Raw genomic sequence first — 14972 nt, 5'->3', positions numbered from 1 at the left:
ATCCGGCGGGGAGGCGGGCGACGTATGGACGACGGCGCACGAACGGTGAACGGACAGGCACGGGTGGGGAGTTCCGCGGACCGGGCGGAGCCGCCCGGCAAGGGCGAGAAGCTCGCCGACTGGGCCGACGGGCGGCTCGGGATCTACGCCCTGGCCAAGGCGAACATGCGCAAGGTGTTCCCGGACCACTGGTCCTTCATGCTGGGCGAGGTCTGCCTCTACAGCTTCCTCATCCTGATCCTCACGGGCATCTACCTCACCCTGTTCTTCGAGCCCAGCGGCGCCGAGGTGGTCTACCACGGCACCTACCGGCCGCTGAACGGCATCATCATGACCAAAGCGTACGAGTCGACGCTGCACATCAGCTTCGACGTGCGCGGCGGCCTGCTGATCCGGCAGATCCACCACTGGGCGGCGCTGGTCTTCGTGGCCGGCATGCTCGTCCACATGATGCGGGTGTTCTTCACCGGCGCCTTCCGCAAGCCCCGTGAGATCAACTGGCTGTTCGGGTGGACCCTGCTGTTCCTCGCCATCCTCACCGGCCTGACCGGCTACTCGCTCCCCGACGACCTGCTCTCCGGCACCGGCGTCCGGTTCGCCGACGGCGCGATCCTGTCGATCCCGATCGTCGGCTCGTACCTCTCGATGTTCCTGTTCGGCGGGGAGTTCCCCGGCCACGACATCATCTCCCGCTTCTTCCCGATCCACGTGCTGCTGCTGCCCGGGATCATGCTGGGCCTGGTCGTCGCCCACCTGATCCTGGTCTTCTACCACAAGCACACCCAGTACCCGGCGCCCGGACGCGACCAGAAGAGCGTGGTCGGCATGCCCTTCCTGCCGGTCTACATGGCCAAGGCCGGCGGCTTCTTCTTCCTCGTCTTCGGCATCCTCGCGCTCATCGGCGGCATCGCCACCATCAACCCGGTGTGGGCCTTCGGCCCCTACCGTCCCGACCTGGTGACCACCGGTGCCCAGCCCGACTGGTACCTCGGCTTCTCCGAGGGCCTGATCCGCGTGATGCCCGGCTGGGAGATCAACGCCTGGGGTCACACCCTGGAACTGGGCGTCCTCATCCCCTTCTCGCTCTTCCCGCTCTTCCTGCTGGCCATCGGCATCTACCCGTTCGTCGAGGCGTGGATCACCGGCGACAGACGTGAGCACCACATCCTCGACCGCCCGCGCAACGTCCCCGTCCGCACCGCCCTCGGCGTGGCCTGGCTCAGCCTCTACTTCGTCCTGCTGGTCGGCGGCGGCAACGACGTCGTCGCCACCCATCTCCATCTCTCCATCAACTCGATCACCTGGTTCGTCCGGATCTCCGTCTTCGTCGTCCCGGTCCTCGCCTTCGTCGTCACCAAACGGATCTGCCTCGGCCTGCAGCGCCAGGACCGCGACAAGGTCCTGCACGGCAGGGAGACCGGCCTCATCAAGCTGCTCCCGCACGGCGAGTACATCGAGGTCCACGAACCCCTCAGCCAGGACCGCCTGTTCGTCCTGACCCAGCACGAACAGAACCCGCCGTACGAGACCGGGCCGGCCGAGGACGCGAACGGGGTACGGCGCAAGGTCACCGTCTCCCAGCGGGTACGGGCCGGTCTGGCCAAGGGCATGTTCGGCCCCGACACCCACATCCCGAAGCCGACGAAGGAGGAGTACCGGGAGATCACGAGCGGGGACCACCATTGATCACCCGGAGGGACAACGCCCCTTCTTCCAGGGGCGCGGGGCTGTTCTCGACATGCGGCTGCCGCCGCCTGGGCGCGACAGGCCCCCACCGGCCCGCAGTTCAGGTACGACCTTCGAGCACGTCTCGCCGGCAGTCCTCCGGTGCCCCCCAGGCCCCCCGCAACGCCCGCGCCTTCGTCAGCCACAACGACAGTTCGTACTCCGCGGTGTAGCCGATCGCCCCGTGCAGCTGAAGCGCGGCCCGCGCCGCGGCGTGGGCCGCCTCGCACGCGCCGAGCTTCGCCGCGGCCACATCCGCCGGAGCCATGGTCACCGCCGCCCCGAAGACCATCGGCCGGGCGAACTCCAGAGCGATCTTCACATCGGCCAGCCGGTGCCTGACCGCCTGGAACGACCCGATGGGCACGTTGAACTGCGTCCGCTGCTTCACGTACGCCACCGTTCTGTCGAGCAGCGCCAGCCCCACTCCCAGCGCCTGCGCGGCCGTGGCCAGCCGGGCCCAGACCAGTGCCTCGGCCCACGGCGGCTCCGCGCTGATCAGCTCACCGGCGGGAAAGAGCGGTGCGAGCCGGCGGGCGGGGTCCAGGGACTGGCGTACCGCTCCGGCGCCGGGGGACAGGCGCAGGCCCTCCGGCGTGGCCGCGAGCCGCACATCGGCCGCGTCCCCGTCCAGCGCGAACCCGTACCCGTGGCTCTCGAACGCGACCGTGGCCATGGTCTCCCCCGACGCGATCCCCGGCAGGAACCGCTTGGCGAGGCCCTCGCCGTCATCGAGCAGCACGGCCGCCGCCACCGTCTCCGCCACCGGCCCCGGTACCACGTGCCGCCCCAGCTCGACGCAGGCGACGGCGAGTTCAACGGGCCGGCGGCCCACCCCGCCGTACTCCTCGGGCACCGCCAGCCCGAACACCCCCGCCTCCGCGACCCGGCCCCACAGCGTCCGCCCGCTCGCCCGCTCGCCGCGGCTCCAGTCCCGTACCACCGACGGTGTGTCCGCCGCCGTCAGCAGTGCCCGCAGCGCGCCGGCGAAGTCCCGCTGCTCGGTGTCGAGGAGGAAACGCATGTCAGCGGCGTCCCTTCGGGAGGCCGAGCAGCCGCTCGGCGATGATGTCGCGCTGGATCTCGTTGGTGCCCGCGTAGATCGGACCGGCGAGGGCGAAGACATAGCCCTCGGACCACGTGGTGTCCGCCAACTCGCCCTCCGCGCCGAGCAGATCGAGCGCCGTCTCGTGCATTGCCAGGTCCAGCTCCGACCAGAACACCTTGTTCAGGCTGGACTCGGGGCCGAGCGACTCACCGTCCAGGAAGCGGGCTGCGGCCGCGTAGGTGAACAGCTGGTACGCGCGGGCGCCGACGACGGCGTCGGCCACCCGGTCCGCGGTGGACGCCGGGCCGCCCCGCGCCTGCCAGAGGTCCCGCAGCCGGCCGGCGGCGGCCAGGAACCGCCCCGGCGACCGCAGCGTCAGCCCCCGCTCGTTCCCCGCCGTCGACATCGCGATCCGCCAGCCCTGGCCCGGCTCGCCGATCACGTCCTCGTCGGGCACGAACACCTCGTCCAGGAACAGCTCCGCGAACGCCGGCTTCCCGTCGAGGCGGCCGATCGGGCGCACGGTCACCCCCGGCGCGCGCAGGTCGAACATCAGGTAGGTCAGCCCCTGGTGCGGCCTGGGCCGGTGCGGCTCGCTGCGGAACAGGCCGAACGCGCGGTCCGCGAAGGCCGCCCGTGACGACCAGGTCTTCTGCCCGCGGAGCAGCCAGCCGCCGTCCGTGCGCACCGCCCTGGAGGTGAGGGACGCCAGGTCGGAACCGGCCCCGGGCTCGGACCACGCCTGCGCCCAGACCACCTCCCCGGTGGCCATCGACGGCAGCACCCGGGCACGCTGCTCCTCCGTCCCGTGCTCGAACAGGGTCGGCGCGAGCAGGCTGACGCCGTTCTGGCCGACCCGGCCGGGCGCGCCCGCCGCCCAGTACTCCTCCTCGAAGACCAGCCACCGCAGCAGCCCCGCGCCCCGGCCGCCGTACTCCTCGGGCCAGGACACCACCGACCAGCGGTCCGCGGCCAGTTCGGCCTCCCAGGCGCGGTGCGCCGCGAAGCCCGCCGCCGTCTCCAGGGAGGGGAGCGGGCGGCGCGGCACGTGCGCCCGCAGCCAGGCGCGGGCCTCGGCGCGGAACTCCTCGTCCGCCGGGCTGTGGGTCAGGTCCACGGTCGCCGTCACCGTCCTTCCCTAACAAGTGTTTGGTAGGTTAGCGTGGGCCCATGACAGGCGTCGAGAGTCCGGAGTACGTGCCCGGGCACGGGCTGCTGGAGGGGCGTACCGCCGTCGTCACCGCCGCGGCCGGGGCGGGGATCGGCGGGGCGACCGCGCGCCGCTTCCTGGAGGAGGGCGCCCGCGTGCTGATCAGCGACGCGCACGCGCGGCGGCTGAAGGAGTACGAGGCCGAGCTGGCCGGCCGCCATCCGGGAGCCGTGACCGCCCTGCCCTGCGACGTCACCGACGAGACCCAGGTGCGGGCCCTGTTCGACACCGCCGTGCGGACCCACGGACGGCTGGACATCGTCGTCAACAACGCGGGTCTCGGCGGGACTTCTGCTCTCGTCGACATGAGTGACGACCAGTGGTCACGCGTGCTCGACGTCACCCTCAACGGAACCTTCCGGTGCGTGCGGGCCGCCCTGCGGCTCTTCCGCGAGCACTTCCGGGAGAGCGGGCAGGGCGGGGTGATCGTCAACAACTCCTCCGTCGTCGGCTGGCGGGCACAGGCCGGACAGGCCCACTACGCCGCCGCCAAGGCCGGGGTGATGGCGCTGACCCGCTGTGCGGCGATCGAGGCGGCCGGGTATGGCGTGCGGGTCAACGCCGTGGCACCGAGCCTCGCCATGCACCCGCACCTGGTGAAGGTGACCTCCGCCGAGCTGCTGGAGGAGCTCACCGCCCGCGAGGCCTTCGGGCGGTACGCCGAGCCGTGGGAGGTGGCCAACGCCATCGTCTTCCTGGCGTCCGGCTACTCCTCCTACCTCACCGGCGAGGTCGTCTCCGTCAGCAGCCAGCACCCGTAGGACCAGAATGTACCCGTGCCGACCAAGAAGAAGCCCCACGTGACCGCGACGAGAAAGCCCGCGGCCGCCGCCACTCAGGCCCGCCGCCGCGAACTCCTCGAGACCGCCGCCGAGGTCTTCGCCGAGCAGGGCTACAACGCCACCACCGTACGCAAGATCGCGGACCACGTGGGCATGCTCGCGGGCAGCCTCTACTACCACTTCGACTCCAAGGAGTCGATGCTGGAGGAGATTTTGCGGACCTTCCTCGACGAGCTCTGGGACGGCTACGACACCGTCCTGGCCGCCGGGCTCGGTCCCCGCGAGACCCTCGAAGCCCTGGTCACCGAGTCCTTCAGGGAGATCGACCGGCACCGCGCCGCCGTCGCCATCTACCAGAAGGAGAGCAAGCAGCTGGTCGCACAGGAGCGGTTCGGCTTCCTCGCCGAGTCACAGCACAGGTTCGAGAAGGCGTGGCTGGCCACGCTGGAGCGCGGGGTCGCCGCGCGCGTCTTCCGCGCCGACCTCGACGTCCGCCTCACCTACCGGTTCGTGCGCGACACCGTGTGGGTCGCCGCCTCCTGGTACCGGCCCGGCGGGCAGCACAGCCCGGAGGAGATCGCCCGGCAGTACCTCTCGATGGTGCTGGACGGGATCGCCGTACGCACGTGACGTGACGCATTGGGGAGTTGCCATGGCCGAGGCCTACATCGTCGAAGCGGTCCGGACGCCCGTCGGGCGGCGCGGGGGAGGACTGAGCGCGGTCCACCCGGCCGACCTGGGCGCGCATGTGCTCAGGGAACTGGTCGCGCGGGCCGGAGTGGACCCGGCCGCCGTCGAGGACGTCGTCTTCGGCTGCCTCGACGCGGTGGGGCCGCAGGCCGGTGACATCGCCCGCACCTGCTGGCTGGCCGCCGGGCTGCCCGAGGAGGTGCCGGGCGTCACCGTCGACCGGCAGTGCGGGTCCTCGCAGCAGGCCGTGCACTTCGCCGCCCAGGCCGTGCTCTCCGGCACCCAGGACCTGGTGGTCGCCGGCGGTGTCCAGAACATGTCCCAGATACCCATCGCCTTCGCCTCCCGCCAGGCCGCCGAGCCCCTGGGACTGACCGACGGCCCCTTCCTGGGCAGCGAGGGCTGGCGGGCCCGGTACGGCACCCGGCCCGTCAACCAGTTCGCCGGCGCCGAGATGATCGCCGCCAAGTGGGGCATCAGCAGGCAGGACCAGGAGGAGTTCGCGCTGCGCTCCCACCGGCGGGCCCTGCGCGCCATCGACGAGGGGCGCTTCGAGCGGGAGACGGTCCCCTACGGGCCGGTCGCCGTGGACGAGGGGCCGCGCCGGGACACCTCCCTGGAGAAGATGGCCGCCCTGAAGCCGGTCCTCGACGGCGGCACCATCACCGCCGCCTGCTCCTCCCAGGTCTCCGACGGCGCCGCCGCCCTGCTCCTCGCCTCCGAACGCGCGGTCCGCGAACACGGGTTGCGCCCGCGCGCCCGCGTCCACCACCTCTCCGTCCGCGGCGAGGACCCCATCCGGATGCTCTCCGCCCCGATCCCGGCCACCGCCCACGCCCTGAAGAAGACCGGCCTCACCATCGACGCCCTCGACCTCGTCGAGATCAATGAGGCCTTCGCCCCGGTCGTCCTCGCCTGGCTCAAGGAGACCGGCGCCGACCCCGCGAAGGTCAACGTCAACGGCGGCGCGATAGCCCTCGGCCACCCCCTCGGCGCGACCGGCGCCAAACTGATGACGACCCTCCTCCACGAACTGGAACGCACCGGAGGCCGCTACGGCCTCCAGACGATGTGCGAGGGCGGGGGACAGGCGAACGTGACGGTCATCGAGCGGCTGTGACGGAGTACGGGAGTGAGTAGGGCGGCCTGGCCACGACTTCGGCGGACGGAGTCGGTCGCAGGCCGCCGAAGCCTGTGAGGCCCCCTGGGGCCGAGCAGTGCGAGGGGGCCGTTGGGGATGGTGTCGATGTGCGAGGGCGGGGGACAGGCGAACGTGACGGTCATGGAGCGGCTGTGAACGTCGCGCTCATCGGGCGGCAGCGAGACGCGCCCTCGCCTCCTCCGCCTCCTTCATGACGCGTTCCACCAGCTCGGCGCAGGACGGCAGGTCGTCGATCACCCCGGCGACCTGACCGGACGCCATCACCCCGAGGTCCGTGCGGCCCTCCACCATCGCCGATCTGAGCAGCATCGGCGTGTTCGCGGCCAGCAGGACCTGGCTCCACGTCAGGTCCTTGCCGTGCCGGAGGGCCAGGCCGTCCTGAACCATCTGCCGCCAGGTGAGCCCGGACAGCTTCCGGAACTCCGCCGCGCGCCGTATCGCGTGCAGCAGGCTCCGGGCCCGGCCCGAGCGCTCCAGCGCGGTCACCAGGTCGGTCCGCAGCATCCGGTGCGGCAGCCCGTCGACCGCCCGGGTGACCGTGACGTCCCTGACCGTCGCCGCCAGATACCTCGCCTTCACCGCGTCCGGCACCGTCGAGTCCGAGGTGAGCAGGAACCGCGTGCCCATCGCGACCCCCGCCGCCCCGTACGCCAGCGCCGCCACCAGCCCCCGGCCGTCGAAGAAACCCCCGGCGGCCACCACCGGTATCCGCACCGCGTCCACCACCTGCGGCAGCAGCACGCTCGTGGCGACCTCGCCGGTGTGCCCGCCGCCCTCGCCGCCCTGCACGATCACCGCGTCCGCACCCCACGCCGCCACCTTCTCGGCGTGCCGCCGCGCCCCGACGGACGGGATCACCACCACCCCCGCCTCCTTCAGCTCGGCGATCAGCTCGGGGGAGGGGGCGAGCGCGAAGGACGCCACCCGCACACCGCCCTCGACGATCAGCCGGACCCGGTCGCCGGCGTCGGCCGCGTCCGCCCGCAGGTTCACCCCGAAGGGGGCGTCCGTGCGGCAGCGCACCTCGGCTATCGCGGCCCGCAGCTGGTCCAGGGTCATCGTGGCGGACGCCAGGATGCCGAGGGCTCCGGCGTTGGCCGTGGCCGAGACCAGGCGGGGGCCCGCCACCCAGCCCATGCCCGTCTGCACGATCGGGTGCCGGATCCCGGCCAGCCGGGTCAGCGCGGTCTCCATCAGCCCGCGACCTCCCTGGCCCGGGCGCCGGCCGGATCCAGCACCTCACGGATCAGCCGCAGCTCCTCGCCGGTGGGCTCCCTGGTGCAGGGCACCTCGTCCGGCACGGTCAGCTCGAAGTCCGTCGCCTCCCGGACCCGGTCCACGCTCACCCCCGGGTGCAGCGCCGCCAGCCGCATCGAGCGGTCGGGGGTCTCGAAGTCGAGGACGGCCAGATCGGTGACGACCCTCGGGATGCGGTGGAAGCGCTCCGTGCCCGGGTGCGCGGCGACCCGGTCGTACCCCACCCCGCACACCATGTCGACCTTGGGTACGAACACCCGCCGGGAGTGCTTCGGGACCCAGTAACTCGTCGGGTTGTTCAGTGTGTTCAGGGGCGCGCCACGCACGCCCAGCAACTGGCGCCGGGGGCGGGACCAGTCGCCGATGCAGGAGATGTTCTGGTTGCCGTACCGGTCGAGCTGGCTCGCGCCCATCATCACGTGCCGGCGTCCGCCGGAGACCAGGGCCAGGTGCTGCCGGTAGGGCAGCCAGCCCTCGGGCGTCCCGTCCGGGCGGACCAGTGTCGCCTCGCCGTCGGTCAGCAGCAGGTCCGGCGCGAAGGTCAGCCGGGCCAGGCGGGCGCCGAGGGAGGGGATCAGGCCCATCGGGCTCGCCAGGATCTCACCCGACCCGCGCCAGGCCTCCGCGCAGGCGATCACGCAGTACTCGGAGCGCGACACCTCCGTGTGCGATACCCCCGTGTGCGGCGGTTCCGTGTGCGGTGTGCCCGTGTCCGTGTGCGGTACGTCCCTCACCCTCGCCCCTCCTGCCAGTCCCGCACCGCCGCGCGGTACGCCTGCTCGTCCCCGGCCAGGAACCGCTCGGCGAACTCCGCCCACGGGGTCGTCGCGTACAGCCGCTGGAAGTCCTCGTCCCGCCCGTAGTCGGGAGCGCACGACGTGAAGTGCGCGCCGCCCGGCGCCTCCACCACGCCCGTCACGTTCAGCCGCTTCACCAGCAGCGACTGCACGGCCGCCTCCTTCGTCAGCTCGGCCGTGTCCACGATCCGCTCGCAGGAGACGTAGGCCGCGTCCGCCGCCTCACAGAACAGATCGTCGAAGTACGGGTCCGGGCCCAGATACTGTCCGTTGCCCAGCCGGTCCGCCCGGTTGACGTGCACCAGGGCCGCGTCCAGGCGCAGCGCGGGCATCGCCACGAACGTCTCCCCGTCGTCGTAGGGCGAGGTGACCGTCCGCAGGCCGGGGTCGACCCGCATGACGTCCGAGCCGATCCCCGCGCGCACCGGCAGGAAGGGCAGCCGGTTCGCCGCCGCGTGCAGGCCCCACATGAACATGCCCTCGTCGACTTCCATCAGCTCGAACGCGCCGCGTTCGCGAGCCGCGCGGTAGTTCGGTTCGAGCGGGACGGAGTCAAGGGTGACGAAGGCCGTCACCAGTTTGCGCACCCGGCCGGCCGCTACCAGCATCCCGACGTCCGGGCCGCCGTACGAGACCAGGGTCAGATCGTCGATTCCGCTTCGGAGCACCGCTCTGACCAGGGACATCGGCTTGCGCCGGGAACCCCAGCCGCCGATGCCGAGGGTCATGCCGCTGGCCAGCCGGGCGACGGCCTCGTCGGCGGTCATCGTCTTGTCAGTCACTGCCCGCGCCCTCCTTCCCGAAGGTGTCACGGATCCGGTCGGCCACCCCGCTGAGGGCGGCCTCGAAGGTGAAGCCCTGCTCGAAGCGGTAGCTGCGCCGCACGTCGACGGGGTCGATGCCGTTGATGGCGGCCTTGGCCAGGCGCAGCAGCCGGCCGTCCTTGGCGGCTATCTCCCGGGCCAGCTCCAGTGCCGCGGACAGCAGCTCCTCGCGCGGTACGACCCGCCACACCGAACCATGGGCGTGCAGTTCGGCCGCGGTCGCCGTGCGCGAGGTGTAGTACAGCGTCCGCATCAGATGCGGCGGGACCAGGCGGGCCAGGTGGGTGGCCGCGCCCAGGGCGCCCCGGTCCAGCTCGGGCAGCCCGAAGACGGCGTCCTCGCTGGCCACGATCGCGTCCGCGTTGCCCACCAGGCCTATGCCGCCGCCCAGGCAGAAGCCGTGCACCGCCGCCACCACGGGTGTCTCGCACTCGTGTACCGCCGCGAAGGCCTCCGCACAGCCCCGGTTGACGCCGAGCAGTGCCTCGTTCCCCTCCGCCTGGATCTCCTTGATGTCCACACCCGCGTTGAACCCCCGGCCCAGCGCTGTCAGCACGACGCACCGGGTCGCGGGGTCGCGGCCCGCCGCGCGCACGGCCTGGGCCAGCGTGAACCAGCCGCGCACCGGCAGTGCGTTCACCGGCGGGTGATCGACCGTGACGACCGCGATTCCCTTTTCCGGACACGAGGTGGAGACACCCATGGACGCATCAGCTACCTTCGCACTCAGCTGCCTTTCCACCAAACATTTGTTAGGTGTGAGGCTTCGAAGCTAGCAGCCGGTGCGGACAAGCGGGAGGCCCTGTGGACAAGTCGCCGAGCGGCAGGACCGTCGTGGTCACGGGCGGTACCAGGGGGGTGGGCGCGGGGATCGCCCGGGCCTTCGCCGCGACCGGCGCCCATGTCCTGGCCTGTGCCCGCCGGCCGCCCGAACAACCCGTCGACGGCGTCGAATTCACCCCTCTCGACCTGCGCGACCCGCCCGCCGTGCGGGCCTTCTTCGACGCCCTGCCCCGGGTCGACGTGCTCGTCAACAACGCGGGCGGCACCCCCTACCGGCGGCTCGCCGACGCGGACTCCGAGCGGCACGCCCGGGTGATCGAGCTCAACCTCGTCACGCCGCTGACCGCCTCCCTCGCCGCCTACGAGCACCTCCGGCGGGCCCGGGGGGCGGTGGTGATGATCGGCAGCGTCAGCGGCGGCCGCCCCTCGCCGGGCTCCGCCGCCTACGGGGCGGCCAAGGCGGGACTGGAGAACCTCGCCCGGTCCATGGCGGTGGAGTGGGCGCCGGAGGTCCGGGTCAACACGCTCGTGGTCGGCATGGTCCGCACCGAGCTGGCCCACCTCCACTACGGCGGCCAGGACGGCGTCGACGCCGTCTCCCGCACCGTGCCGCTCGGCCGCCTCGCCGTCCCGTCCGACGTCGGCGCCGCCGCCGTCTTCCTCGCCTCCGACGCGGCCGCCTACATCAGCGGGGCGAGCCTGCTCGTGCACGGGGGCGGGGAGCGGCCCGCCTTTCTGGACGCGGCGGATGTCAACGGACCGTCCGACAAGGAGGAGTGAGATGAGCGGAATCTGCACGGGCCGGGTCGTGGTCGTCACGGGTGCCGGGCGTGGGCTCGGCCGGGCCCACGCGCTCGCGTTCGCCGCCGAGGGCGCCCGGGTCGTCGTCAACGACCTCGGCGTCGGCCTCGACGGCGTGCCGGGCGCCGACAGCCCCGCCGTTTCTTCAGGCGCCGCCTCTTCTTCGGGCCCCGCCGTGTCTTCAGGCCCAGCCTTCTCTTCGGGCCCCGCCTTCTCTTCGGGCCCCGCCGGTCCTTCGGGCCCAGCCGGTCCCGCCGAGGCGGTCGTCGCCGAGATCCGGGCGGCCGGCGGGGAGGCGGTGGCGCACGGCGGCGACATCGCGACCGAGGCCGGTGCCGAGTCCCTGGTGGCAGCGGCCCTGGACGCCTACGGCCGCCTCGACACCCTCGTCAACAACGCCGGCTTCCTGCGCGACCGCATGCTCGTCAACCTCGGCGAGGACGACTGGGACGCGGTCATGCGGGTGCATCTCAAGGGCCATTTCCTGCCGCTGCGGCACGCGGCCGCGCACTGGCGGGCCGAGGCCAAGGCGGGCCGCACCCCGGTCGCCCGCGTCGTCAACACCAGCAGCGGCGCGGGCCTGCTGGGCTCGGTCGGTCAGGGCAACTACAGCGCCGCCAAGGCCGGCATCATCGGCCTCACCCTGGTCGCAGCGGCCGAACTGGCCCGCTACGGCATCCAGGTCAACGCCATCGCCCCGGCCGCCCGCACCCGGATGACCGAGCGCGCCTTCGCCGCGACCATGGCCGCCCCGGACACCGGCTTCGACGCCATGGCACCCGAGAACGTCTCCCCGCTCGTGGTCTGGCTGGGCTCCGCCGCGAGCGCCGGGGTCACCGGGCGGGTGTTCGAGGCCGAGGGCGGCCGGATCACCGTCATGGAGGGCTGGCGGCCGGGCCCGACCGCCGACAAGGGCGCCCGCCGGACCCCGGCCGAGGCGGGCGAGACGGCACTGAAGCTGCTGGCCGAGGCGGCGGCGCCGGGAGCGGTGTACGGGGCCTGAGGGGAGGTCCTAGGTGTCGCACTCCAGTACCGTCCGGCACAGCGCGCACCGGGCCCGGACCCGGCCGCGGACCGGCACCCGGATCCGCTGGTGGCAGGTCGGGCACGGGAACGAGACCCGCAGCCGGCCGCTGCTGTCGGGGGTGAAGGCGTAGGAGGCACCGGGCTGCGCGGGCGGCGCGGCGGGGGCGTGACGGCGGTCGCGGGCATAGCGGCGGCGGCCCGCCCAGCCCGCCGCGGTCAGCGGCGGCTGCTCCTCGTCCTGGCGGGCCCTGGCCATGCCCTTCTGGTACGCGGTGTAGGCCTGCGGGCTGGTGAACCACACCGACGGATCCTCGTGGAAGACGAGGGAGCGCTTGGCCAGCACGTAGCCGAACTCCTCCGGCGTGAGGTAGCCGAGCTTCTGGGACGCCTCGCCGTGCTCCCGGTACGCGTCCAGGAGCAGCCAGCCGGCCCCGAGGTAGGTGGTCGCCGTGTCGGTGAGGATCTCGTTCTCCCGGACGCTGGGGAAGGACAGGTCCAGGCGGTGCAGGTACACGTGCATCACCTCGTGGGCGAGGGCCGCGCCGATGTCCCTGCGGTGGGTGCGGAAGCGGTCGTTCAGCTCGACGAAGTACTCGGGGCCCGCGGTGAGTTCGACGTTCGCAGCGTGGGTCATGTCCTTGAAGCCGACGATCATGCGGGCGTCGGGCAGCCGGAAGTGCCGGACGATCTCGCGGGCGACGCGCTGCGAGCCGAGATGGAGATCGTCGGTGTCGCAGAACGCGACGTCGGCGGGGAGCACGCTGGTGGCGAAGGTCTGGACGGTGTCGTACGACAGGCGCCGGTACAACGCCGTGATGGCGGCCCGCACGGTGTCCAGGTGCGGGTAGCCGTGTTCCACCGGGCCGCCGTTCGCCACGTCCCTTACCCCCACAGACGCCGCCAGAGCTTCTTTCACAGTATGCGGCGGACGGGGAGAATCCGGGGGCGGAAGGTTGTGCGGACGCCGCCGGCCGGGGGCCCCGCGCCCACGCGGCGGCAGCCGCGCACCGATACGGCTCCGCGCCCCTCGGGGCCGCAGCCGCGCATAGATGCGCCCCCGCGACCCTCGCGCCGGCAGTCGCGCACCGATACGCCCCCGCGCCCTTCGGGCCGCCTCAGACGGGGCGTATTCCTACGACGCCGGCATCGGTCCCCTGGAGCTCCAGGACCCAGACCTCGTTCTCGCCCTTCTCCAGGACCGGACCCGGCACGTACAGCGACCGCTGTGGGCCCGTCGACCAGTACCGGCCCAGGTTGAAGCCGTTGATCCAGACGAAGCCCCTCGTCCAGCCCGGCAGTTCCAGGCGGGCGTCCGCGGCCTCGCGTACCGTCACCGTCCCCCGGTACAGGCCGGGGGCGCCCTCCTGCGGCAGCGGGCCGAAGGGCACCGCGGCCACGCCCCCCTCGAACGCGTCCAGGTCGAGCCCGCGCGCGCGTACCCCGTGCAGGAACTGGCGCTCGTGCAGGAGGCCTCCGGTGATGCCCTTCGGCTCGCCGGAGCGGGGGCCGTAGTTGACGCGGCCCAGGGACTCCACCCAGAGCTCCACGCGCGCGGGGCCGGCGATCGGCTTCTCGAGCCGGGGTTCCTCCTCGGTGAGGACCCCGGCCGGCTCGCCGTCGACGTACACGGCCGCGAGGTCGCGCAGGCCCCGCGCGGTGAGCGGGTACGGCCGGCGCGGGCCCGGCACGTCCACCTCGTAGCGGACCAGGCCCCGGGCGATGTCCAGCTCCTCGAAGGTGGGCGGGACCGGGTGGACGCGTTCCGGGCCGCCGAGGGCGTCAAGGACGCCGGAGAGGGAGGCCCAGGCGGTCAGCTCCACGTCCGCCGGCGAAGTCAACGAGGGAGGCGCCGGCGGCAGTTCGGGCAGCGGGCCGTCGTGGTACCCGGCGAGCACCTCGCGAAAGCGCCAGAACTTCTCCGTGGGGCGGCCGTACTCGTCGATCGGCGCGTCGTAGTCGTACGACGTCACGTCCGCCTCCAGCGGGCCCTCGTGCAGCTCGCCGCCGGGGCGGTTGGCGCCGGCCCAGCCGGCGAAGTTGGTGCCGCCGTGCGCCATGTACACGTTGACCGACGCCCCGCACTCCAGGATCTCCCGCAGCGCCGCCGTCGCGTCCTCGGCGTCCCGGACGACGTGCTCGCCGCTCCAGTGGTCGAACCAGCCGCACCAGAACTCCATGCACATCAGCGGGCCGTGCGGCTGGTGGCGGCGCAGCGTCTCGAAGGCCTCGCGCGCGTGCGAGCCGAAGTTCGCCGTCGCGAGCAGCCCGGGGACCGAGCCGCCGCTGAGCATGTGGTCCTCGGGGCCGTCCGAGGTGACCAGCGGCACCGTGACGCCCTCGGCCCGCAGCAGGTCGGTGAGGTGGGCCAGGTAGGCCGCGTCGGAGCCGTAGCTGCCGTACTCGTTCTCGACCTGCACCATGATCACCGGGCCGCCCCGGTCCAGCTGCCGGGACACGATCTCGGGCAGCAGCCGGCGGAACCAGCGGTCCACGTAGCGGAGGAACCGCTCGTCACGCGTGCGTGCCCGCGCGCCCAGCTCGCCCGTCACCCAGTGCGGCAGCCCGCCGTTCTCCCACTCCGCGCAGATGTACGGCCCCGGGCGCACGATCGCCCACAGGCCCGCCTTCCTGGCCGCGTCCAGGAAGCGGCCGAGAGACCCCACGGCCCGGAAGCCGCCGGGATGCGGCTCGTGCAGGTTCCACGGGACGTACGTCTCCACGCAGTTCAGCCCCATGGCCCGCAGCAGCGCGAGCCGGTGGCCCCACTGCTCCTCGTGGACCCGGAAGTAGTGCACCGCGCCGGACAGCAGCCGTACCGGCCGGCCGTCCAGCAGGAAATCGGTTTCACCCACCGTGAAGTCGCTCAT

At 72.7% G+C, this 14972-nt stretch carries 14 protein-coding genes; 6 read left to right on the top strand and 8 right to left on the bottom strand.

Going from position 1 to position 14972, the window contains the following annotated elements; genetic code table 11:
- Positions 1 to 24: 24 nt before the first annotated feature.
- Positions 25 to 1686: a cytochrome bc1 complex cytochrome b subunit gene (qcrB, locus tag LQ326_RS27820; protein ID WP_234541309.1), complete on the top strand. Its 1662-nt coding sequence runs from the start codon at positions 25 to 27 to the stop codon at positions 1684 to 1686.
- Positions 1687 to 1786: 100 nt separating this feature from the next.
- On the opposite strand, the gene LQ326_RS27815 is transcribed toward qcrB, so the two are convergent.
- Entirely contained in the window at positions 1787 to 2749 is a 963-nt protein-coding gene (locus LQ326_RS27815) for an acyl-CoA dehydrogenase family protein (protein ID WP_234541307.1), read from the bottom strand.
- 1 nt (position 2750) lies between these two features.
- Positions 2751 to 3890 (bottom strand): acyl-CoA dehydrogenase family protein, encoded by a 1140-nt coding sequence (locus tag LQ326_RS27810; RefSeq protein WP_234541425.1) that lies wholly within the window; start codon positions 3888 to 3890, stop codon positions 2751 to 2753.
- 53 nt (positions 3891 to 3943) lie between these two features.
- On the opposite strand from LQ326_RS27810, the gene LQ326_RS27805 reads away from it, so the two are divergent.
- Genes LQ326_RS27805 through LQ326_RS27795 form a run of 3 tightly spaced genes read left to right on the top strand, consistent with a single transcriptional unit; the run spans position 3944 to position 6575 of the window.
- A complete protein-coding gene (locus tag LQ326_RS27805) occupies positions 3944 to 4744 on the top strand; it encodes an SDR family oxidoreductase (protein ID WP_234541306.1) in 801 nt (266 codons plus the stop codon).
- A gap of 15 nt (positions 4745 to 4759) precedes the next feature.
- Positions 4760 to 5395, top strand: coding sequence for a TetR/AcrR family transcriptional regulator (locus tag LQ326_RS27800; RefSeq protein WP_372496968.1), 636 nt, complete (start codon positions 4760 to 4762; stop codon positions 5393 to 5395).
- Between the two features lie 22 nt (positions 5396 to 5417).
- The gene (locus LQ326_RS27795; RefSeq protein ID WP_234541297.1) at positions 5418 to 6575 is read left to right on the top strand and encodes an acetyl-CoA C-acetyltransferase; all 1158 of its coding nucleotides are present in this window, start codon (positions 5418 to 5420) and stop codon (positions 6573 to 6575) included.
- A 186-nt stretch (positions 6576 to 6761) separates the two neighbouring features.
- Here the strand turns inward: LQ326_RS27795 and LQ326_RS27790 are convergent, their stop codons facing one another.
- The 4 genes from LQ326_RS27790 to LQ326_RS27775 form a co-directional block, all read right to left on the bottom strand.
- Positions 6762 to 7811 carry an NAD(P)H-dependent flavin oxidoreductase gene (locus LQ326_RS27790; protein WP_234541286.1) on the bottom strand — a complete coding sequence of 350 codons (1050 nt, stop codon included), beginning with the start codon at positions 7809 to 7811 and terminating at the stop codon, positions 6762 to 6764.
- Entirely contained in the window at positions 7811 to 8533 is a 723-nt protein-coding gene (locus LQ326_RS27785) for a CoA-transferase subunit beta (RefSeq protein ID WP_234541284.1), read from the bottom strand. The genes LQ326_RS27790 and LQ326_RS27785 overlap by 1 nt, the downstream gene beginning before the upstream one ends.
- A 71-nt stretch (positions 8534 to 8604) precedes the next feature.
- Positions 8605 to 9453 carry a CoA transferase subunit A gene (locus LQ326_RS27780; RefSeq protein ID WP_234541282.1) on the bottom strand — a complete coding sequence of 283 codons (849 nt, stop codon included), beginning with the start codon at positions 9451 to 9453 and terminating at the stop codon, positions 8605 to 8607.
- Positions 9446 to 10198 (bottom strand): enoyl-CoA hydratase family protein, encoded by a 753-nt coding sequence (locus tag LQ326_RS27775; protein ID WP_234541281.1) that lies wholly within the window; start codon positions 10196 to 10198, stop codon positions 9446 to 9448. Before LQ326_RS27775 ends, LQ326_RS27780 begins: the two co-directional genes overlap by 8 nt.
- Positions 10199 to 10299: 101 nt before the next feature.
- On the opposite strand from LQ326_RS27775, the gene LQ326_RS27770 reads away from it, so the two are divergent.
- On the top strand, positions 10300 to 11058 hold the full coding sequence (locus tag LQ326_RS27770; RefSeq protein WP_234541271.1) for an SDR family oxidoreductase: 759 nt from the start codon (positions 10300 to 10302) through the stop codon (positions 11056 to 11058).
- 1 nt (position 11059) lies between these two features.
- Positions 11060 to 12082, top strand: a complete 1023-nt coding sequence (locus LQ326_RS27765) for an SDR family oxidoreductase (RefSeq protein WP_234541269.1) — start codon at positions 11060 to 11062, stop codon at positions 12080 to 12082.
- Positions 12083 to 12091: 9 nt separating this feature from the next.
- Here LQ326_RS27765 and LQ326_RS27760 read toward each other — a convergent pair whose 3' ends face one another.
- Both LQ326_RS27760 and LQ326_RS27755 read right to left on the bottom strand, forming a co-directional pair.
- Positions 12092 to 12982 (bottom strand): hypothetical protein, encoded by an 891-nt coding sequence (locus tag LQ326_RS27760; protein ID WP_234541267.1) that lies wholly within the window; start codon positions 12980 to 12982, stop codon positions 12092 to 12094.
- Between the two features lie 238 nt (positions 12983 to 13220).
- Entirely contained in the window at positions 13221 to 14972 is a 1752-nt protein-coding gene (locus LQ326_RS27755) for a glycoside hydrolase family 35 protein (protein ID WP_234541257.1), read from the bottom strand.

Source organism: Streptomyces shenzhenensis (assembly GCF_021462265.1).
Lineage (GTDB): Bacteria > Actinomycetota > Actinomycetes > Streptomycetales > Streptomycetaceae > Streptomyces > Streptomyces shenzhenensis.
The sequence above is the reverse complement of the archived record's forward strand: the minus strand, read 5'-3'. Positions and strand labels throughout refer to the sequence as shown.

Bases quoted from the DNA above. Each gene is read 5' to 3' on its own strand.
- qcrB (WP_234541309.1), top strand. From the start codon at position 25: ATGGACGACGGCGCACGAACGGTGAACGGACAGGCACGGGTGGGGAGT.
- LQ326_RS27815 (WP_234541307.1), bottom strand. From the start codon at position 2,749: ATGCGTTTCCTCCTCGACACCGAGCAGCGGGACTTCGCCGGCGCGCTG.
- LQ326_RS27805 (WP_234541306.1), top strand. From the start codon at position 3,944: ATGACAGGCGTCGAGAGTCCGGAGTACGTGCCCGGGCACGGGCTGCTG.
- LQ326_RS27795 (WP_234541297.1), top strand. From the start codon at position 5,418: ATGGCCGAGGCCTACATCGTCGAAGCGGTCCGGACGCCCGTCGGGCGG.
- LQ326_RS27790 (WP_234541286.1), bottom strand. From the start codon at position 7,811: ATGGAGACCGCGCTGACCCGGCTGGCCGGGATCCGGCACCCGATCGTG.
- LQ326_RS27775 (WP_234541281.1), bottom strand. From the start codon at position 10,198: ATGGGTGTCTCCACCTCGTGTCCGGAAAAGGGAATCGCGGTCGTCACG.
- LQ326_RS27765 (WP_234541269.1), top strand. From the start codon at position 11,060: ATGAGCGGAATCTGCACGGGCCGGGTCGTGGTCGTCACGGGTGCCGGG.
- LQ326_RS27755 (WP_234541257.1), bottom strand. From the start codon at position 14,972: ATGAGCGACTTCACGGTGGGTGAAACCGATTTCCTGCTGGACGGCCGG.